This window comes from Brevundimonas sp., assembly GCF_047617075.1.
Lineage (GTDB): Bacteria > Pseudomonadota > Alphaproteobacteria > Caulobacterales > Caulobacteraceae > Brevundimonas.
On sequence record NZ_JBLGCI010000015.1, the window covers coordinates 13164 to 31237 of the forward strand.

General features: G+C 67.7%; 18 protein-coding genes. 13 read left to right on the forward strand and 5 right to left on the reverse strand.

The genetic code is table 11. The features are described 5' to 3' along the window. The first annotated feature begins 10 nt into the window (after positions 1-10). The 3 genes from ACI8U3_RS13305 (at position 11) to cobS (ending at position 1912) form a co-directional block, all read left to right on the forward strand. Complete coding sequence (locus ACI8U3_RS13305; RefSeq protein WP_415015362.1) at positions 11-439, forward strand: organic hydroperoxide resistance protein; 429 nt, start codon at positions 11-13, stop codon at positions 437-439. A gap of 77 nt (positions 440-516) precedes the next feature. After that, positions 517-786 (forward strand): hypothetical protein, encoded by a 270-nt coding sequence (locus ACI8U3_RS13310; protein ID WP_415015363.1) that lies wholly within the window; start codon positions 517-519, stop codon positions 784-786. Between the two features lie 115 nt (positions 787-901). Further along, positions 902-1912: a cobaltochelatase subunit CobS gene (gene cobS, locus ACI8U3_RS13315; protein WP_415015364.1), complete on the forward strand. Its 1011-nt coding sequence runs from the start codon at positions 902-904 to the stop codon at positions 1910-1912. Here cobS and ACI8U3_RS13320 read toward each other — a convergent pair. The 5 genes from ACI8U3_RS13320 to ACI8U3_RS13340 all read right to left on the reverse strand — a co-directional run bounded on the left by ACI8U3_RS13320 (position 1909) and on the right by ACI8U3_RS13340 (position 6515). Next, positions 1909-2781: a hypothetical protein gene (locus ACI8U3_RS13320; RefSeq protein ID WP_415015365.1), complete on the reverse strand. Its 873-nt coding sequence runs from the start codon at positions 2779-2781 to the stop codon at positions 1909-1911. The genes cobS and ACI8U3_RS13320 overlap by 4 nt on opposite strands. 86 nt (positions 2782-2867) lie before the next feature. Next, positions 2868-3527: a CoA transferase subunit B gene (locus ACI8U3_RS13325; RefSeq protein WP_415015366.1), complete on the reverse strand. Its 660-nt coding sequence runs from the start codon at positions 3525-3527 to the stop codon at positions 2868-2870. After that, complete coding sequence (locus ACI8U3_RS13330; RefSeq protein WP_415015367.1) at positions 3527-4231, reverse strand: CoA transferase subunit A; 705 nt, start codon at positions 4229-4231, stop codon at positions 3527-3529. Before ACI8U3_RS13330 ends, ACI8U3_RS13325 begins: the two co-directional genes overlap by 1 nt. Before the next feature lie 105 nt (positions 4232-4336). Continuing rightward, positions 4337-5119: a DUF1365 domain-containing protein gene (locus tag ACI8U3_RS13335; RefSeq protein ID WP_415015368.1), complete on the reverse strand. Its 783-nt coding sequence runs from the start codon at positions 5117-5119 to the stop codon at positions 4337-4339. A 4-nt stretch (positions 5120-5123) separates the two neighbouring features. Next, positions 5124-6515 (reverse strand): NAD(P)/FAD-dependent oxidoreductase, encoded by a 1392-nt coding sequence (locus ACI8U3_RS13340; protein ID WP_415015369.1) that lies wholly within the window; start codon positions 6513-6515, stop codon positions 5124-5126. Positions 6516-6640: 125 nt separating this feature from the next. On the opposite strand from ACI8U3_RS13340, the gene ACI8U3_RS13345 reads away from it, so the two are divergent. From ACI8U3_RS13345 to ACI8U3_RS13390, 10 genes are all read left to right on the forward strand, one after another. After that, positions 6641-7669 (forward strand): SAM-dependent methyltransferase, encoded by a 1029-nt coding sequence (locus ACI8U3_RS13345; protein WP_415015370.1) that lies wholly within the window; start codon positions 6641-6643, stop codon positions 7667-7669. Positions 7670-7690: 21 nt separating this feature from the next. Continuing rightward, on the forward strand, positions 7691-8104 hold the full coding sequence (locus tag ACI8U3_RS13350) for a DUF2177 family protein (protein WP_415015371.1): 414 nt from the start codon (positions 7691-7693) through the stop codon (positions 8102-8104). Between the two features lie 128 nt (positions 8105-8232). Continuing rightward, entirely contained in the window at positions 8233-9126 is an 894-nt protein-coding gene (locus tag ACI8U3_RS13355) for a DUF459 domain-containing protein (protein ID WP_415015372.1), read from the forward strand. Between the two features lie 71 nt (positions 9127-9197). Beyond that, the gene (locus ACI8U3_RS13360) at positions 9198-10349 is read left to right on the forward strand and encodes a GDSL-type esterase/lipase family protein (protein ID WP_415015373.1); all 1152 of its coding nucleotides are present in this window, start codon (positions 9198-9200) and stop codon (positions 10347-10349) included. A 3-nt stretch (positions 10350-10352) separates the two neighbouring features. Next, positions 10353-11756 carry an MBOAT family O-acyltransferase gene (locus ACI8U3_RS13365; protein ID WP_415015374.1) on the forward strand — a complete coding sequence of 468 codons (1404 nt, stop codon included), beginning with the start codon at positions 10353-10355 and terminating at the stop codon, positions 11754-11756. A 15-nt stretch (positions 11757-11771) separates the two neighbouring features. Continuing rightward, positions 11772-12296: a hypothetical protein gene (locus ACI8U3_RS13370; protein WP_415015375.1), complete on the forward strand. Its 525-nt coding sequence runs from the start codon at positions 11772-11774 to the stop codon at positions 12294-12296. Between the two features lie 56 nt (positions 12297-12352). After that, the gene (locus tag ACI8U3_RS13375) at positions 12353-12913 is read left to right on the forward strand and encodes a lipocalin family protein (protein WP_415015376.1); all 561 of its coding nucleotides are present in this window, start codon (positions 12353-12355) and stop codon (positions 12911-12913) included. A gap of 101 nt (positions 12914-13014) precedes the next feature. Then, a complete protein-coding gene (locus tag ACI8U3_RS13380; protein ID WP_415015377.1) occupies positions 13015-15474 on the forward strand; it encodes a prolyl oligopeptidase family serine peptidase in 2460 nt (819 codons plus the stop codon). Between the two features lie 98 nt (positions 15475-15572). Beyond that, positions 15573-16280: a hypothetical protein gene (locus ACI8U3_RS13385; RefSeq protein ID WP_415015378.1), complete on the forward strand. Its 708-nt coding sequence runs from the start codon at positions 15573-15575 to the stop codon at positions 16278-16280. A gap of 311 nt (positions 16281-16591) precedes the next feature. Next, entirely contained in the window at positions 16592-18046 is a 1455-nt protein-coding gene (locus tag ACI8U3_RS13390; RefSeq protein ID WP_415015379.1) for an integrase arm-type DNA-binding domain-containing protein, read from the forward strand. The last annotated feature ends 28 nt before the right edge of the window (positions 18047-18074 follow it).

Below are 18074 nucleotides of genomic sequence, written 5' to 3' on the forward strand. Positions count from 1 at the left end.
GGAGATCACCATGGACGTGCTCTACAAGGCTCATGCGACGGCCACCGGCGGCGGACGCGAGGACGGACGCTCGCGCACCGACGACGGCAAGATCGATGTGAAACTGTCCACCCCGACCGAAATGGGCGGCAAGGGCGGCGAGGGAACCAACCCCGAGCAGTTGTTCGCCACCGGCTACGCCGCCTGTTTCCTGGGCGCCCTGCGGCTGGTTTCCGGCCGAGAGAAGCATCCCGTCGCCGCCGACACGGCGGTTCAGACGACCGTCGGCTTCGGCAAGAACGACAAGGGCGAGGGCTTCAATCTGGATATCGAGATCAAGGTGACCGGGCACGGGCTGGACGCGGACGTCATCGACGACATTCTGGAGAAGACCCATCAGGTCTGTCCCTACTCCAACGCGACGCGCGGCAATGTCGATGTTCGAATCGGGCGCGATTGAGGCTTTTTCTCACGAACCCGTGAACCTTTTCGGCATGGGTGAGTTCATCAAGCTCCACACCAACGGAGACCCTTCCCATGAAGAAGATCGCCATTCTGACGACCGGCGCTTTCGCCGCCCTGGCCCTGGCCGCCTGCGAGCCCGCCGATCCGGTGGCCGAAGAACAGGCCGATGCGGTTGAGGCCCAGGCCGACGTGGAGGCCGCCCAGCTCGAGGAGCAGGCCGACGCCGCCTACGACCAGGGCATGGACGAGCAGGGCGACGCCCTGAACGAAGAAGCCGACCAGGTTCAGGAAGAGGCCGACGAGCAGGCCGACCAGATCACCGAGAACAGCGAAGGCATGTAAGCCTTCCGGTCATTCGGATGTCATGAAGGGAGCCCCTCGCCTCGGCGGGGGGCTTTCTTCGTTTGTGGCGGTCGCACCGCTGGACCCGGCGGCGCGGAGTTTCTAGATGGACGTCATGGCCTCATCCACTCCCCTCGACGCATCGCCCGACCCCATGCTGACGCTGGAGCCGCACCGCAAGGTGACGGTGAGGGAGGCGTTCGGCGTGGATTCCGACATGACGGTCCCGTGCTTCGACACGAAGGACAGCCACGTACCCGAGATCGACGAGGCCTATCAGTTCGATCCCCAGACCACTCTGGCCATCTGTGCGGGCTTCGCTTTCGACCGCCGGGTGATGGTTCAGGGCTATCACGGCACCGGCAAGTCCACCCATATCGAGCAGGTTGCGGCGCGGCTGAACTGGCCCATGGTTCGGGTCAATCTGGACGCCCACGTCAGCCGCATCGATCTGGTGGGCAAGGACGCCATCGTCCTGAAGGACGGCAAGCAGATCACCGAGTTCCGCGAGGGCATCCTGCCCTGGGCCATCCAGCGGCCGGTGGCCCTGGTGTTCGACGAATACGACGCCGGGCGGCCCGACGTGATGTTCGTGATCCAGCGGGTGCTAGAGGCGCAAGGACGCCTGACTCTGCTGGACCAGAACCGGGTCATTCGCCCGAACCGCTGGTTCCGCCTGTTCGCCACATCCAACACCGTGGGTCTGGGCGACACGACGGGCCTGTATCACGGCGCCCAGCAGATCAATCAGGCCCAGCTGGACCGCTGGAACATCGTCACCACCCTGAACTATCTGGACCACGACGTGGAGGCCGAGATCGTGGCCGCCAAGGTGCCCGAGTGGCGCGACGCCGAAGGCCGCCGCAAGATCGCCGCCATGGTCCGCGTGGCCGACATGACCCGCAACGCCTTCATGAACGGCGACATCTCCACGGTGATGAGTCCGCGCACGGTCATCACCTGGGCCCAGAACGCCCTCATTTTCGGCGGCGACGTGGCCCTGTCCTTCCGCCTGACCTTCCTCAACAAGTGCGACGAGCTGGAGCGGCCCACCATCGCCGAGTTCTACCAGCGCGCCTTCGGCGAGGACCTGCCCGAGGCGGCGACGCGGGTGAAGGTGGGCTAGGCGGCCTCCTGGCCCCGCGCGGCGGCCAGGGTGCGGTCCAGACGGGCCATGACCTCGTCGCGGCGCGCTTTCGCGGCGTTCAGCGCGGCCTCGGCCCGATCAATAACGGACAGAAGCGCCTCACAGGCGTCGTTGAGCGCCCCCTGATCCGGGTTCACACGCCGAAGCGGGGTCAGCTTCTTGCCGTCGGCGCCCAGCGCCTTCAGCAGATCATCGCGCCAGCCCATGGCCGCCTCCGCAACCTGTCCCGCCGTCTCGGCCAGACGGGCGTCCACGTTCTGGACCATGCGGGTCAGGGGCAGGTGCTTCAGCCCGCCGTCCCGTGCCGGGTCGGCGCGCTCGGGAAAGGCCATCAGGGCCTCGTCCAGCTCTGTGATGGCGGTCAGCAGGCCCTGATGGTGCTCGTTCAGGGCTCCGTTGCGGCGGGCCAGTTCGGCGGCGGCGTCGCGCAGCTTGACCGCGGCGGTGGAGATGGACGGCGCCAAGTCCGTCACATGATCACGGAAGCGGGCCAGCCGCTTCTTGCGGCTGTCGAATATTCCGCCCAGACCTGTGCGCGGGGTCAGCTCGGACGGCCGCACCGTCGCGACACGCGCGCGCAGATCCTCAAGCTGTCCCCGGATGAAATCTGCGTCGGCGCCCTGGCACGTCTGGTTCAGCCGCTCGCACCCGGCGATGACCGCGGCGCGCAGACCTTCCAGCGGACCGGCGTCGGCAGGTGCTCCGTCGTCGGCGGGCGTTTCGTCAGCGATATCTTCGGCAGTCGGCTCGGCGCCGGGGGCCTCGCCAACCGCATCCGCCCCAGCGGTCTCGTCCGCCGGGGCCTCGGCCACGGTGCCTTCCCCCGGTTCCCTGACGGGTTCCGTCACGTCCAAAGGCTTCTCCTCGGTTCGCGCGTCTGACACTGACCCCTCCACGTCCTGAACATCCGGGTCTTTCGCCCGGCGGAACGCCACTATGCCAGCGAACTAACCTTTTCGGAAACCGTGAAGTCGGCTTCGGTCTTCTCGCGTACCTCGTCCAGGGTGACGCCGTCCGCCAGTTCCACCAGCTCCAGACCCGATCCGTCCGGCTTTACGTCGAACACCGCCAGATCGGTGATAATGCGGCTGACCACGCCGGTTCCGGTCAGCGGCAGGGTGCAGGATTTCAGCACCTTTGACTGGCCGTGCTTGTTGGCGTGATCCATGACCACCACCACGCGCTTGACGCCGGCCACCAGATCCATGGCGCCGCCCATGCCCTTCACCAGCTTGCCGGGGATCATCCAGTTGGCGATGTCGCCGTTCTGGGCCACTTCCATGGCGCCGAGGATCGACAGGTCGATGTGCCCGCCCCGGATCATGGCGAAGCTGTCGGCGCTGCTGAAATAGGCGCTCTCGGGAATCTCGGTGATGGTCTGCTTGCCCGCATTGATCAGGTCCGGATCCACCTGATCCTCATAGGGAAACGGCCCCATGCCCAGCATGCCGTTCTCCGACTGCAGGGTCACGGTCATGCCCTGGGGGATGTAGTTGGCCACCAGGGTCGGGATGCCGATGCCCAGGTTCACATAGAAGCCGTCCTGCAGCTCCTTGGCGGCGCGTTCGGCCAGTTGTTCGCGGGTGCGGGCCATTATGCGCTCTCCTTTTGACGGACGGTGCGCTGTTCGATGCGCTTCTCGAAGGTTCCCTGGATCAGGCGGTCCACATAGATCCCCGGGGTGTGGATGTGGTCAGGGTCCAGCGAGCCTGTGGGCACGATCTCCTCCACCTCCACCAGACAGACCTTGCCGGCGGTGGCCATCATCGGGTTGAAGTTGCGGGCGGTCTTGCGGAACACCAGATTGCCGCGCTCGTCAGCCTTCCATGCCTTGACGATCGACAGGTCGGCGACGAGGCCGGTCTCCATCACATAGTCGCGGCCGTCGAAATTGCGCACTTCCTTGCCCTCGGCCACCAGGGTGCCGACGCCGGTGGCGGTGAAGAAGGCGGGGATGCCCGCGCCGCCCGCGCGGATGCGCTCGGCCAAGGTGCCTTGGGGATTGAACTCCAGCTCCAGCTCGCCAGCCAGATACTGGCGCTCGAACTCCTTGTTCTCGCCGACGTAGGAGCTGATCATCTTCCTGATCTGGCGCGTCTCCAGCAGCTGGCCCAGGCCGAAGCCGTCCACGCCCGCATTGTTGGAGATGACGGTCAGGCCCTTCACGCCCGACGCCTTCAGGCCGGCGATCAGGTTCTCGGGAATGCCGCACAGGCCGAAGCCGCCCGCCATGACGGTCATGCCGTCGAACGTCAGGCCCTCCAGCGCGGCCTTAGCGTCAGGATAGATTTTTCCCATGAGTGCGTCCCTGGCGTCCCTGATTTTCACCGACTAATGAATAACGCGGCCTGCGCGCTTCCTAGCCGGAGGCGGCCGCGCGGGCAAGACCGACTGTCTACCCGGTCAGCGCGCCGAACCCAAGGTCACAGGCTGGGACGGGGGCGCCCCGCGCGAGCGATACTTCGCGCCCTTGATCAGGCTGACCGCCGCCTCCCAGTGAATGCCCCACATGACCTTCCAGGTCAGCAGCGGGTGGGTGACGAAGGCGCGGATCAGGGCGCCGTTGGTCAGGGGGCGTCGTTCGCCCGCGAAACTGGCGGTCAGGATCGGCGTCTGGCCCCGGCGCACGGCGATGGTGACGCCCACCGCCTCGCCCGGCGGGCGCACGGTGAAATCATAGGTCAGATCCATGTCCATCAGGGGGGAGACGAAGAACGTTTTGTCCGCGCTCTGGCGCACCGGGCCGTCCCCGGCGGGCGTTGCGATCAAATAGCTGTGGCGCTCATGGAAGGTGTTGGTGACCTCGTACAGGATGGCCGCCAGCGTCCCGTCCGGGCGGTGACAGAAGAAGACGCTCAGCGGATTGAAGCCGTAGCCGAGGATGCGCGGCATGGTCAGCAGGCGGATCGGCCCTCCCGCCAGGTCGATGCCCGCCTCGGCCAGATGCCCCTCCACCTGAGTGCGCAGCGGGCGGCCGGACCGGTCGCCGTGGTCGGCGGCGCGCCAGCTCATCAGGCCGAACCGTCCCCGGCCCAGCAGGCTGGGCCGCCGGTCCTCGATGTGGTCCAGATCCAGCAAGAGCATATAGACCCGGTAGGCCAGCCGGTGCCGGATGCCGTGCATGCGCTCGTGGATCACCCGCCCCACATAGAGCGCACTGGCGTCAGGCGAGGCGGCCTTCAGCATGGGATCAGGCCACCTGCACCGCAGGCCGACTCATGGAGGCGCTTCGCCCAACGCCTTGGGGCGTGGCCACGTGGATGCGACCGCTCTCGTTCTCGACGCTCCAGGGGCGGCGTACGCCGCCCAGCTGTTCCGCCACAGCCAGGCCGGACTGGATGCCGTCCTCATGGAAGCCCGATCCGAACCAGGCGCCGCAGAACCACACATTGCGCGCGCCCTGCAGGGACCACAGCTCGCGCTGCGCGGCGACAGCGGCGCGGTTGAACACCGGGTGCTCATAGTCCCATTCGCCCAGCACCGTGGCGGGGTCCGGCTCCTGCGCCGGGTTCAGGCTGACGAACAGGTTGGGCCCGGGCAGGGACTGCAGATCGTTCATCCAGTAGGTGACGCCGCCCTCACCGCATCGGTCGCTATGACCCAGGTGATTCCAGGCGGCCCACGCCTTGCGGCGTTTGGGCATCAACGCGGCGTCACGGTGCAGGACGGCGCGGTTCTTCTGATAGGGGACGGCGCCGATCAGGCGACGTTCCTCGGCGGCGGGCGCCTCCAGAAGGGCGAGGGCCTGATCCGAGTGGACCGCCAGCACCACGGCGTCGAACCGCTCCAGCGAGCCGTCCGGCAGCCGCACCGCCGCCGCGTCGCGCCCGCGCGCCACGCCGGTCACCCGTGTATGGCGGACTGTGCCGGAAAAGTCGGCCAGGATGCGCTGGACATATTCGCGACTGCCGCCGTCCACGGTGCGCCAGGTGGGCCGCGTGTCATAGGTCAGCAGGTTATGGTTCATGTAGAAGCGCACGAAGGATGCGGCCGGATAGTCGCTCATCTGGGCCATGGACGAGGACCAGATGGCCGCCGCCTGGGGCAGCAGATGGGCGTCCCGGAAAAGGGGGCCATAGCCGCGCCGGTCCAGATATGCGTCCAGGGTTTCTCCGCTGGCTTCCAGCTCGGCCAGATCAGCGGGCGCCTCCTTCTGGAAGCGCAGCACGTCGCCGATCATGCGCCAGAAGCGGGGGCTGGCGTAGTTGCGCTTCTGGGCGAACAGGGCGTCGACTCCGTGGCTGGAATATTCCAGCGCTCCCCCGTCCAGCGAAACAGCGAAGGACATGTAGGCCGCCTTGTTGGGCACATTCAGGTGCGCGAACAGGGCGGTCAGATTGGGGTAGTTGGCCTCGTTGTAGACGATGAAGCCGGTGTCCACCGCCACCGGCCCGTGGGGCGAAGGCGCGTCCACGGTGTTGGAATGGCCGCCGATGCGATCCTCGGCCTCGTACAGCGTCACATCATGGGCCTTGCCCAGCAGCCAGGCGGCGGACAGGCCGGCGATGCCAGAGCCCACCACTGCGATGCGCTTGCGCTCGCCGGGGGCGGCGTCACTGGAGGCGACGAGATGGGGCGGCAAAGGGAACCTCCGGGTCCGAACGGGCTTCACGAACAGCTACGGCCCGCCGCGCCCGCCGGATGACATCCGGATGTGAAGCTGCGCCGTATATGCACTGAAATGCCGCGCCTTAGGAGCCGTTCCGAATGAATCTGGCCAATGCCGCCATCCGCCGTCTGCAGGACGCCCCCTTTCCCGATTTCGTGACCCGTCCTGCGGTGGCCAGCCTGGTGGCCGAGGCCAGGAAGCGCCTGGCCAAGGACCCGCCCCATACGGAGTTCGACTTCGCTTGCCAGATGGCCGCCCGGCCGGTGGCCGAGCACGCCGACGCGGCCAATGAGCAGCACTATGAGCTGCCGCCGCAGTTCTTCCGCCTGTGTCTGGGACCGCGCCTGAAATACTCCTGCTGCCTGTATCCGACCGGCGGCGAGACCCTGGCCGAGGCCGAGGAATTCGCCCTGGCGGAAACCTGCCAGCACGCGGACCTCAAGGACGGCCAGTCAATTCTTGAGATGGGTTGCGGCTGGGGTTCGCTGAGTCTGTGGATGGCCGAGCGCTATCCGAACGCGCGGATCACGGCGGTGTCCAACTCCTCGAGCCAGCGCGGCCACATCGAGGCTGCGGCCGTGGCCCTGGGGTTGAAGAACCTGACCGTCGTCACCCGCGACATGAACGATTTCCAGACCAGCGAACGGTTCGACCGCATCGTCTCGGTGGAGATGTTCGAGCACATGGCCAACTGGCGCGAGCTGCTGACACGGGCGCGCGGCTGGCTGAAGCCGGATGGGCGGATGTTCATCCATGTGTTCACCCACAAGGACGCGCCCTATCGCTTCGACCATACCGACAGCGGCGACTTCATCGCCCAGCATTTCTTCACCGGCGGCGTGATGCCCAGCCACCGTCTGATCCGCCAGTTCCCCGACCTGTTCGAGGTGGAGGAGGAGTGGCGCTGGTCCGGCGAGCACTATCAGCGCACCGCCGACCACTGGCTGGAGAATTTCGACGCCCACAAGGGCGAGGTCATGGAGCTGATGCGCCAGACCTATGGTGCGGATGCGAAGCTGTGGGCGCGGCGCTGGCGGCGTTTCTTCATGGCCACGGCCGGCCTGTTCGGCGACGACGGCGGGCGCACCTGGGGCGTCAGCCACTACCGGCTCAAGCCGTTCGTTTGATGGAATAATGGGAGACGACCGATGATCAAATATGTAGCCGCCTATGTGGGGGCGGGCGTGGCCTTCGCCGCCATCGACGCAGTGTGGCTGACCACCATGGCTGACCGGCTGTACCGCCCGACCATCGGGCCGATCATGGCCGACAAGCCGAACATGGTGGCGGCGGTTGCCTTCTACCTGATCTATCTGTTCGGGGTCGTCTTCCTGGCCATCGCGCCGGCGCTGAAGGACGGCCATTGGACCCGCGCCCTGATCACGGGGGCGGTGCTGGGGCTGGTGGCTTATGCGACCTATGACCTGACCAACCAGGCGACCCTGGCCGTCTGGTCCACCAAGATGACGATCATCGACATCATCTGGGGCACGGTCCTGACCGCCAGCGCATCCACGGCGGGCTATTTCGCCGCCAGCTGGGCCGAGGGGCGCTGGGGCTGATCCGGCTCGCCCCGCGCAAGCTGCGTTAACCTTTTCCCTCGCCTGAGACGGGTTCGGGCTGGCACGCTGATCCCTTGTTGGGTTAACAGGGGGCCGTGAACCAGTCTGGTTTCCGGGGGGCGATAGGGTTGCGCGCCAGCATCAACGCACTGACGGCGGCATTGATCGTGGGGGTGATCATGGGCCTGGCCCTGACGCCGGACGGTCGCGGCTGGCTGCGCAACCCCACCCTCATGCTGGGCTCGGCCAACGCATCGGCCAGCCCGCCCGCTCCGCAAGTGACGGCGGCCGTGGCCCGGCCCGAACCTGTCGCTCCCGCCGCCCCGCGCATCACCCCGCTCAGCCGGCGTCTGGCCGAGGGCGAGCTGGTGGTGGGAGTGATCGGCGACTCCATGGCCGACGGCCTGTGGACCGGCGTCTATCGCGATCTGCGCGACGTGGACGGCGTCCGCGTGGTCCGCATGGCCGAGGTCTCCACCGGCCTGTCGCGCTATGACTATGTGAACGTTCAGGACAAGACCGCCCGCCAGCTGCGCGAACAGCCCATCGACGCGGCGGTGGTCATGTTCGGCACCAACGACGCCCAGGCCATCGAGCACGACGGGGTGATCCACCAGTTCGGCACGCCGGGCTGGCGCGAGATCTACGCCCGGCGGGTGGATGATCTGGTGGGCCTGCTGCGCGAGAACGACGTGGCGGTCTACTGGGTCGGCCTGCCGCGCATGAAACGGGAGTCCTTCGACGGGCGCATGGCCCAGATCAACGAGCTTGTGGCCGGGCGCATGGCGGCGCTGGACGTGCCCTATATCGACACCGTGGCCCTGACCTCCAACGAGGGCGGCGATTACGACGCCTATCTGGCAGCCTCTGACGGACGTCGCCGCCTGATGCGGGCCCACGACGGCATCCACATGTCCATGGCCGGCTATCTGCGCCTGACCGAGCCGGTGACCGAGCGCCTGCGCGCCGACGCGGGCCTGAACCGCATAATGGACGGGGCGGCGGACGGGGCCGCGGGGTGAGACCGGCCCGGCTGGCCGGGCTGGTCGCGGCGCTCATGACGATGATCACGCCAGCGGCCGCGCAGGACTCCATGACCGCTCTCGAACGCCCTGAAACCCTGGCGCGCTTCTTCGCCGCCCTGGACGCGGCCCAGGCCGGGGAAGGCGAGCGGCCGGTGCACATCCTGCAACTGGGCGACAGCCACACGGTAGGCGATCTGATCACCGCCTCGCTGCGGTCGCGCCTGCAGAACAGCATCGGCCGGGGCGGGCGCGGCGTCCTGCCGCCCGGCAAGCCCTATCCCCTTTATCAACCCCGTCAGGTGGAGCTGTTCGAACAGGCGTGGACCGCCGTGACCCCGTCGCCGGGTTCGGACGCCATGGCCGGCGTGGGACTGAGCGGATCGCGGGCGTTGATCTGGGGCGAGGGATCGTCCCTGCGCATCGAGGCCGAGGGCTCCGCCGCCTTCAGCCGCGTGGTGCTGTGCGCAGCCACCGGCCCCGCCGCCGGGAGCCTGACGGTGCGGGCGGGTTTCAGCGAGACGGCGGTCAGTTTCGCGGAGCCGGTTCCCGGCGCCGCCTGCCGCGAGGTGCGGCTGGAAGAACCGACGCGCGCGGCGACCATAATCGGCGGGACCGGCGCAGTTGACCTGCATTCCGTGGGCGCGTTCGCCGACGGCCCCGGCGTCGCCGTGTCGGCGCTGGGCGTCATCGGCGCGACCCTGAGAGACCTGGCCGTGCGCGATCCGGCGGTGGTGCGCGCCGAGCTGGACGCCTGGCGACCGGACCTGATCATTCTGGCCTTCGGCACCAACGAGGGCTTCGATCCCTTCCTCGACCCCGCCGCCTATGAGCCCCTGCTGCGCGGCCAGATCACCCAGCTGCGGACGCTGGCGCCTCAGGCCGACATCCTGATCCTGGGCGCGCCGGACGCCCAGCGGCCGGAAGGCGGCGGAACCTGCGGCGACGAAGAGAGCCTGTGGCGCATACCCCGCGAGCTGCCGCTGGTCCGGGATGTGCAGCGCCGGGTCGCCGCCGACATGGGTGTGGCGTTCTGGGACTGGCATGCACGCATGGGTGGGGACTGTTCAGCGCACCGGCTGGCCACGGCGTATGAGCCCCTGATGCGGGGCGACCATGTGCATTTCAACTCCGCCGGGGGCGACTGGATCGGACAGATGCTGTCCGAAGACCTGACCGCCGCCTGGCGCGCGAGGGCCGTCCCGGCCGCCGCGGAGGAATAGCCCATGCTGTTCCCCACCCTGGCCTTCGGGATCTTCTTCCTGTTCGTCTATTTCACCGCCTGGTCGCTGGATCGGGAGAACGGGCGGCGCAAGATCTTCCTGCTGCTGGCCAGCTGGTTCTTCTACGCCCAGTGGGACTGGCGCTTTGTCGGCCTCTTGATCGCCTCTGCCATTCTGAACTGGGGCGTGGCGGCCCTGATCGCGTCCAGCGACGACGCGGGCCGACGAAAATGGCTGGTGGCGCTGGGCGTGGCCATCAATCTGATCATTCTGGGCGTTTTCAAATACTACGGCTTCTTCGTCGAACAGGCCATCGAGCTTCTGAACCAGTTCGGCTGGGAGCGGGACGCGCCGCTGCTGCAGATCGTCCTGCCCGTTGGCATCTCGTTCTTCACCTTCCAGGGCATCAGCTATGTGGTGGACGTGCACCGGGGCAAGACGCCCCCGGCGCGCTCGCTGGTGGACGTCATGCTGCTGATGTCCTTCTTCCCCCATCTGGTGGCCGGGCCCATCGTGCGGGCTTCGGACCTGCTGCCCCAGTTCGACCGGGTGCCGCGCCTGACCCGCGAGATGGCGGCCCACGGCCTGCTGCTGATCGCCTGGGGGCTGTTCAAGAAGACGGTGATCGCGTCCGAGCTGGCCGTGCGGCTGGTGGACCCGGTGTTCTTCGACCCGTCGGCTTATGGCGCTTTGGACATCGCGGCGGCGACCTATGGCTATGCGGTGCAGATCTATTGCGACTTCTCGGCCTATTCGGACATGGCCATCGGGCTGGCGGCGCTGCTGGGTTATTCCTTCCCGCGCAATTTCGACCAGCCCTACCGCGCCCATTCCATGCAGCAGTTCTGGCGGCGCTGGCACATCAGCCTGTCCAGCTGGCTCAGGGACTATCTGTACGTGCCGCTGGGGGGCGGGCGTAAGGGTCTGGTGTCGTCGTGCATCAACATCATGATCACCATGCTGTTGGGCGGGCTGTGGCACGGGGCGGCCTGGACCTTCATCGCCTGGGGCGCCCTGCACGGCGCGGTGCAGGCGGTGGAGCGGGTCTGGCGTCACTTCCGGGACGGCAAGGCGGGCTTGCCGCACTGGCTGGGCGTCATCGTCACCTTTCACATCGTCTGCTTGGGCTGGATCCTGTTCCGCGCCGAGAGCTTCGACCTGGCCATGCAGATGCTGGAAGGCCTGACCCGCATGGCGCCGATCATGGTGCTGACGCCCTTCCTGCTGGCGCTGATCGTGGGGGGCGTCGCCATGCACTGGCTGCCGCCCCGGGCGGTCGAAGGACTGGCCGTGCGGGTCAAGGATGCCCCGGCCATCACCATGGGCGTGCTGGTGGGGATCATGATCCTGCTGGTGGAGGCCGTGCGTCCCGAGGGCGTGGCGCCCTTCATCTATTTCCAGTTCTAGGCGTTGGCATAACCGATGGACCCGAACGAGCCGAAAGACCCCGACGAGCCCGCGCCCTTCCCGGCCGGCGAGCATGACCCCTTTCCGCCGCGCGGTCAGGAATTGGCGGCGGAGGACCCGACGCCCGCGCCCGCGCCCGAGGTGGCGCCGGACGAACGCAACGACTGGATTCAGTCCGCTGACGCCCACGACCTGCCCACGCGTGAGCCGCGCCTGAAGACGCTGGGCCGGTACGCTTTCCCGCCGGAACCACCGCTGGACGAGGAGGGCGAGGCCGCCCGCGACCGGCGCTGGACCAGCCGCACCCTCGTCTTCGCGGGGCTGTTTTTGCTGATCTTCAACAGCGTCTCGATCCAGTCCTGGGCCCGCCAGCAGGAGCCGGGCTGGATCCCGTCTACGGTCCAGCAACTGGCCGACGTCTGGACCGCCCAGATCAGCCAGCTGGGCGCCGATCAGCCCCGCCAGGGTGTCCGCGAGGTTTATGAAACCGCCCGCGACCAGCGCTTCATCGGTCAGGAAGACGCGCCGCCGCCGACGTGAGCGCCGGGCGTATGCGGCCTCCGGAACCGCCGCGCTTGTCCGTCGTTTCGACGCACATGAAACCCTTGTTCGCCCTGACCGCCATCGCCGCCTGCGCCCTTTTGCTCGGCGCCTGCGCCACCCTCCAGACAGGGCCCGTGGGCAATCCGGCCGTTCCGGAACCGGCGCAGTCCGTCGACCTGAACGCCTATCTGGGCCGCTGGTACGAGATCGGTCGCTATGAGGCCGGGTTCCAGCGCGGCTGCGAGGGCGTCACCGCTGACTACAGCCTGCGCGAGGATGGACTGATCGGCGTGGTCAACACCTGTCGTCAGGACAGTCTGGACGGGGAGGTCAGGTCCGTCACGGGCAAGGCGAAGGTGGTCGACGGCAGCGGAAACGCCAAGCTCAAGGTGTCGTTCTTCGGTCCTTTCTATTTCGGCAATTACTGGATCCTGGATCATGCCGAGGACTATTCGTGGTCCATCGTGGGCGAGGGCTCGGGCCGCTATCTCTGGCTGCTCAGCCGCACGCCCCAGCCGTCGGAGCAGGTGCGCGACCAGATCATGACCCGCGCCCGGGAGCTGGGCTATGACCTGTCGATCCTGCGGCCCACCCAACAGCCTTCCGACGGCTGACCGGGGCACGCCGGGGCATTGCGAAGACAACCCCGCTGCGTGCTTGACCTCGGGCCTCGCCGCTCTAGCTTGGCGGCCTCATCGGTTCGGGAGTTCTCCACATGCATCAGCGGTTCGTCACCGGCGCAGTCTGCGCCGCAGCCATCCTTGCGGTCGTTCTGGCGCCCGCCGCCTTGGCCCAGGACGCCCCCGCCTACCGCATGCCCCCTGCGCCGATCGCCCAGATTCTGGACACCGATCCGGCGCCGGCGCCCAGCATCAGTCCGGACCGGGAGACCCTGGCCCTGCTTGGACGCTCGAACCTGCCTTCCATCGCAGAGGTGGCCGAAGACGATCTGCGCCTGGCCGGATACCGGATCAATCCGCGCAACAACGGTCCGGCCAACAGCCGCACCGCATGGCTGAACAGCCTGACGTTCCAGGACGTGGCCACGGGCGAGCAGCGTGTGGTGGCCCTGGCTGAAGGTCAGCGCTTCATCGCCGGCGGCTGGTCGCCCGACTCCCGCTTCATGGCTTTCCTGGCCGATGCGCCCGAGGGGCTGGAGCTCTGGGTGGCGGAGGCCGCGACCGGGCAGGCGCGCCGACTGACCGGTCCGACCATCAACGCCGCCTTCAGCACGGCGCTGGACTGGACGCCCGACAGTTCCGCCGTTCTGGCCCGGCTGGTCCCCGAGGGGCGCGGCGCCGCGCCCGACGTCACCGCCGCCCCCACCGGTCCGGTGATCGAGGAGACGACGGGGCAGGCGGCGCCCAACCGCACCTATCAGGACCTGCTGTCCACGCCGGGCGACGAGCGCCTGTTCGACCACTATTTCACCGCCCAGCTGGCCCTGGTCCCGGTGGACGGTTCGCCCGCCCGCATGGTCGGCGAGCCGGGGCTGATCGCCGGGGCGGCCATCTCGCCGGACGGACGCCACATCCTGCAGACCCGGCTGAAGCGCCCGTACAGCTACAATGTCCCGGCGCGGCTGTTCCCCACGGAGGTCCTCGTCACGGACCTGGGCGGAAATCTGATCCATCAGGCGGCCGACCTGCCCCTGCGCGACAATGTGCCGACGCCCTTCGACTCGGTGGCGGAGGGCCCGCGCTCGGTGCAATGGCGCGCTGACGCCCCCGCCACCCTGGTCTGGACCGAGGCCCAGGACGGCGGCGACTCCCGCCGCGAGGCCGAGGTGCGTGATCGGGTCTTCATGCAGGCGGCGCCGTTCGACGCCCCGCCCCAGGTGCTGATCGACCTGAACGAACGCTATGCGGGCGTGACCTGGGGCCGGGGTGATCTGGCCATGGTGTCGAGCCGCTGGTTCAACACCCGGCACGAGACCCGCTGGCTGGTGGATCCCTCCAACCCTGGGCAGGGGCGGCTGCTGCTGGAGCGCAACTATCAGGACCGCTACAACGATCCCGGCTCGCCCATGACGCGCCCGACGCCCGAGGGCTTCCGCGTCATGCACATGACGCCGGACGGGCAGGGGGTGTTCACCACCGGCGCCGGAGCCACACGAGAGGGCGCCTTCCCCTTCCTGGGCCGCATGGATCTGGCCTCGGGCGAGACCGAGCGGCTGTGGACCTCGTCCCGGACGCACTACGAGACCGTCTCGGGCCTGCTGGATGACGAGGGCCGGGTGCTGCTGACCCGGCGCGAGAGCCTGACCGAGCCGCCGAACCTTTATGTGCGCGATCTCGACGCGGCGGACCCTCGCGCGATCACCGACTTCCCCGATCCCGCGCCGCAACTGGCCGAGGCGACGCGCGAGACCATCACCTACACGCGGGCAGACGGCGTCCAGTTGTCAGGCACGCTTTATCTGCCCGCCGGATATGACAAGGACCGGGACGGGCCGCTGCCGCTGCTGATGTGGGCCTATCCGGCCGAGTTCACCGACGCCGCCGTGGCCGGCCAGGTGGTGGACACCGGCAACCGCTTCGTGCGGCCGGGCGGCTCCAGCCACCTGTTCATGCTGACACAGGGGTTCGCGATCCTGGACAACCCCTCCATGCCCATCGTCGGCGTGGACGGCGCCGAGCCCAACGACACCTATGTGGAACAGCTGGTGTCCAGCGCCCAGGCGGCGGTGGATGCGGTGGTGGAGCGCGGGGTGGCCGACCGGGACCGCATCGCCGTGGGCGGGCACAGCTACGGCGCCTTCATGACCGCCAACCTGCTGGCCCATTCGGACCTGTTCCGGGCGGGCATCGCCCGGTCGGGCGCCTACAACCGCACCCTGACGCCCTTCGGCTTCCAGGCCGAGCAGCGCACCTACTGGGAAGCGCCGGAGACCTACAACGTCATGAGCCCCTTCATGCACGCAGATCAGGTCAATGAGCCGATCCTGCTGATCCACGGGGCCGACGATTCCAACTCGGGCACCTTCCCGGTCCAGTCCGAGCGCTTCTATGCGGCGCTGAAGGGTCACGGCGCGGTCGCCCGCTATGTGGTTCTGCCGGCCGAGGACCACGGCTATCGCGCCCGGGAGTCGGTGATGCACACCCTGTGGGAGATGACCGACTGGCTGAATCGCTACGTGCGTGACGCCGGCCCGACCGCCCAGGGCGGGCGCTGAAGCCAGACCGGCGCCCGACTTCGTTGCGAGCGGGTTCGGGCGTCGGCGCACCCTGTGCTAGGTGTTAACCTCTTTCACGAGACGACAGGGGGCTCTCGATGCTGGGGATCATCAATCTCGTCCGCCGCACGGTGGAGGGCTCGATCATTTCTTTCGTGGTGATCGCCGTGGTGGCGATCTTCGGTCTCTCTGCCACGGTCAATGCACTGCTGGCCGAGGTCACCGTGGCGTCCATGGCCTTTCTGGTCGTGATCGCCGTTGTGCTGGCGGACCTGATCGGACGGTTCATCGCCATCCTGAGCCTGACCTTTCCGGACCTGATCCCCGACGTTGGGGAAGGTGAGCGGAAGCGCGCCTCCCTGATCCAGCGCCTGCGGCCGGGGCAGACCATGGCCCTGTTGTCCGGGGCCTATGCGGCGCGCCTGGTGTTGTTCCTCGTTATCTTCGCCCTGATGGGCGTCAGCTATGCCCTTGCGCCCGCGCCGGCGCAGCAAACCCTGTTCGGCGATCTGGGCGTGCTGGAGGCGGTCGAGACTTTCCTGCGCGAGGGGATCGCCGGTTCCGTCGGCTATTTCCTGTTCTTCCTCGGCCCCCGGGACCTGCAGGCGATCACCGGCCTCATCGTTGCGGAGCCGCTGGCGCCGTCCACCGTCAACGGCGACATCTTTCTGGTGGGCATCCGGCTTTACGGGCTGGCGTTCGCCCTGTCCGTCCTGCGGACCCTGGCGACCCCGATTATCTATCTGCGCGCCCGGCGCCGCGCCGCCAACCTTCCGACCGCTGCGGAACCGTCACCGGCAGCCTGAGCCTCGCTCCCAAGGGGCAGGGCGCCTGGCTGTCTGTCGCTGGAAGAAGAAAGCGAATGGTGGGTGATCACGGGCTCGAACCGTGGACCCGCTGATTAAGAGAGGTCGTTCCCGACCTTTCCGAATGCCGCCGAACACCCGCCAGAGCGCGACACAAGCCATTGGCCTAATTGACTTTTATGGTAGCCGTGCGCAACTCGTCGTAGTTTTTCGCAGGCGCCCGATACAGACTCGGCGAGAGAAGTTCACCGTTCTAACGCCGTTCTAAACGCCCTCGAAAACGCCGTTCTAATGGCCTTCGAGTTAGCAACATGCCCGACCTCAGACTGCCGCTCACGGACAAGAACCTGATCGGTCTTCCGTTCGCCCAAGCCGGTCAGTATCGCGCCCGCGACACCGATCTCGGCGGCTTCTTCGTCCTCATCGGAAGCCGCACCAAGAGCTTCATGATCCAGGCCGATCTGCGCGCAGACGGCCAGCGGAAAAGCATCCGGATGAAGGTGGCGGAGGTCGGCGAGCTGTCCGCCCGGGACGCGCGCGCCAAGGCCAAGACGCTGCTCGGTCGCATCGCGGACGGCGACGACCCGCGGCCCGCGCCGCCCGAACCGCCGGCCCCGCCGGACGCGTCAGCGGCGATACCGACGCTGCGGGAGGCCTGGACGCGGTTCCGGGTTTCCCATCTGGAGCGGAAAGGACGGAGCAAGGCGACCCTCCGGCTCTACAAGGACCACATGGAGCGGCTGTTCGCCGACTGGCTGGACTGGCCTCTGTCCAAGATCGGAGACGAGCCGCGGCTGTTGGCGGATCGCCATGACAGAATCTCGGCCGACAACGGACCTTCGATCGCCAACGGCGCCATGCGCAGCTTCCGGGCCGTCTACAACCACGCCAGAAAAACCTGCCGTGCGCTGCCGCCCGAGAACCCCGCCCTGGCGATCGACTGGAATCCCGAGAAGCGCAAGGACACGGCCATGGGCGTGGCGGACCTGCCGGCCTGGTTCGAGCAACTCGCCGCCGTGCCCAATCCGATCCGGCGCGAATACCACCTCCTGATGCTGCTCTGCGGGTCGCGGCCCGAAGCGCTGAAATGCGTCCGCATCGAAGACCTGAATCTGCGCGAGCGGGTGATGCATATCCGCGCGCCCAAGGGCGGGACGGCCAAGGCTTTCGACATCCCGCTGTCCCGCGCGATGATGGAATCCATTTTCCGCCTGCGCCGCATCGGCCCCGTCATCTATCCGCAGAGCGGATGCGTCTGGCTGTTCCCGAGCGACAGCCCGAGCGGTCACATGGAAGAGCACAAGGAGAAGCGGACGGTCCTCAGCCACTGGGGCAACGACCTGCGCCAGACCTACCGCACGCTGGGCCAGGCCGCGGAGATTTCCGAGGTGGACATGCATCTCCTGATGAACCACGCGCTGCCCGGCGTGAATCCGGGCTATATCACCCGGTCGAAGCTGATGCGGGACCATCTGAGGAGCGCGCAGGACAAGCTGTCGGTGTTCGTCTTGAGCGGCGTCGTCGGGCGGGGGAGGCGGCCATCGGCGGACCTGTCCCGGTGGTTGAACAGCACGAGCCGGACGCTGCTGGACGACCTAATGGCGATCGATCCTGACGTGGCGCGCCTAAAGGCGGGGCCGAGGGCCGCTTTGCGCAGACTCGAGGTGCAGGCAGCCCGCCTCGCCACGCACAACCTCCCCGGCGTCCTGATAGATCCGCCGAGCCGGCGGCTTCGATCAGAGGCAAGGCGAACTCGCGTCGTATAGGTTTCGAGTAGAGAGCGCCGCGGCAGGG

Excerpts from the sequence above, each read along its gene's own strand:
- ACI8U3_RS13310 (WP_415015363.1), top strand. The coding sequence starts at position 517 with ATGAAGAAGATCGCCATTCTGACGACCGGCGCTTTCGCCGCCCTGGCC.
- ACI8U3_RS13335 (WP_415015368.1), bottom strand. The coding sequence starts at position 5,119 with ATGCTGAAGGCCGCCTCGCCTGACGCCAGTGCGCTCTATGTGGGGCGG.
- ACI8U3_RS13345 (WP_415015370.1), top strand. The coding sequence starts at position 6,641 with ATGAATCTGGCCAATGCCGCCATCCGCCGTCTGCAGGACGCCCCCTTT.
- ACI8U3_RS13375 (WP_415015376.1), top strand. The coding sequence starts at position 12,353 with ATGAAACCCTTGTTCGCCCTGACCGCCATCGCCGCCTGCGCCCTTTTG.
- ACI8U3_RS13330 (WP_415015367.1), bottom strand. The coding sequence starts at position 4,231 with ATGGGAAAAATCTATCCTGACGCTAAGGCCGCGCTGGAGGGCCTGACG.
- ACI8U3_RS13360 (WP_415015373.1), top strand. The coding sequence starts at position 9,198 with ATGACCGCTCTCGAACGCCCTGAAACCCTGGCGCGCTTCTTCGCCGCC.
- ACI8U3_RS13365 (WP_415015374.1), top strand. The coding sequence starts at position 10,353 with ATGCTGTTCCCCACCCTGGCCTTCGGGATCTTCTTCCTGTTCGTCTAT.
- ACI8U3_RS13385 (WP_415015378.1), top strand. The coding sequence starts at position 15,573 with ATGCTGGGGATCATCAATCTCGTCCGCCGCACGGTGGAGGGCTCGATC.
- ACI8U3_RS13370 (WP_415015375.1), top strand. The coding sequence starts at position 11,772 with ATGGACCCGAACGAGCCGAAAGACCCCGACGAGCCCGCGCCCTTCCCG.
- ACI8U3_RS13305 (WP_415015362.1), top strand. The coding sequence starts at position 11 with ATGGACGTGCTCTACAAGGCTCATGCGACGGCCACCGGCGGCGGACGC.
- ACI8U3_RS13350 (WP_415015371.1), top strand. The coding sequence starts at position 7,691 with ATGATCAAATATGTAGCCGCCTATGTGGGGGCGGGCGTGGCCTTCGCC.
- ACI8U3_RS13380 (WP_415015377.1), top strand. The coding sequence starts at position 13,015 with ATGCATCAGCGGTTCGTCACCGGCGCAGTCTGCGCCGCAGCCATCCTT.
- ACI8U3_RS13325 (WP_415015366.1), bottom strand. The coding sequence starts at position 3,527 with ATGGCCCGCACCCGCGAACAACTGGCCGAACGCGCCGCCAAGGAGCTG.
- cobS (WP_415015364.1), top strand. The coding sequence starts at position 902 with ATGGCCTCATCCACTCCCCTCGACGCATCGCCCGACCCCATGCTGACG.
- ACI8U3_RS13390 (WP_415015379.1), top strand. The coding sequence starts at position 16,592 with ATGCCCGACCTCAGACTGCCGCTCACGGACAAGAACCTGATCGGTCTT.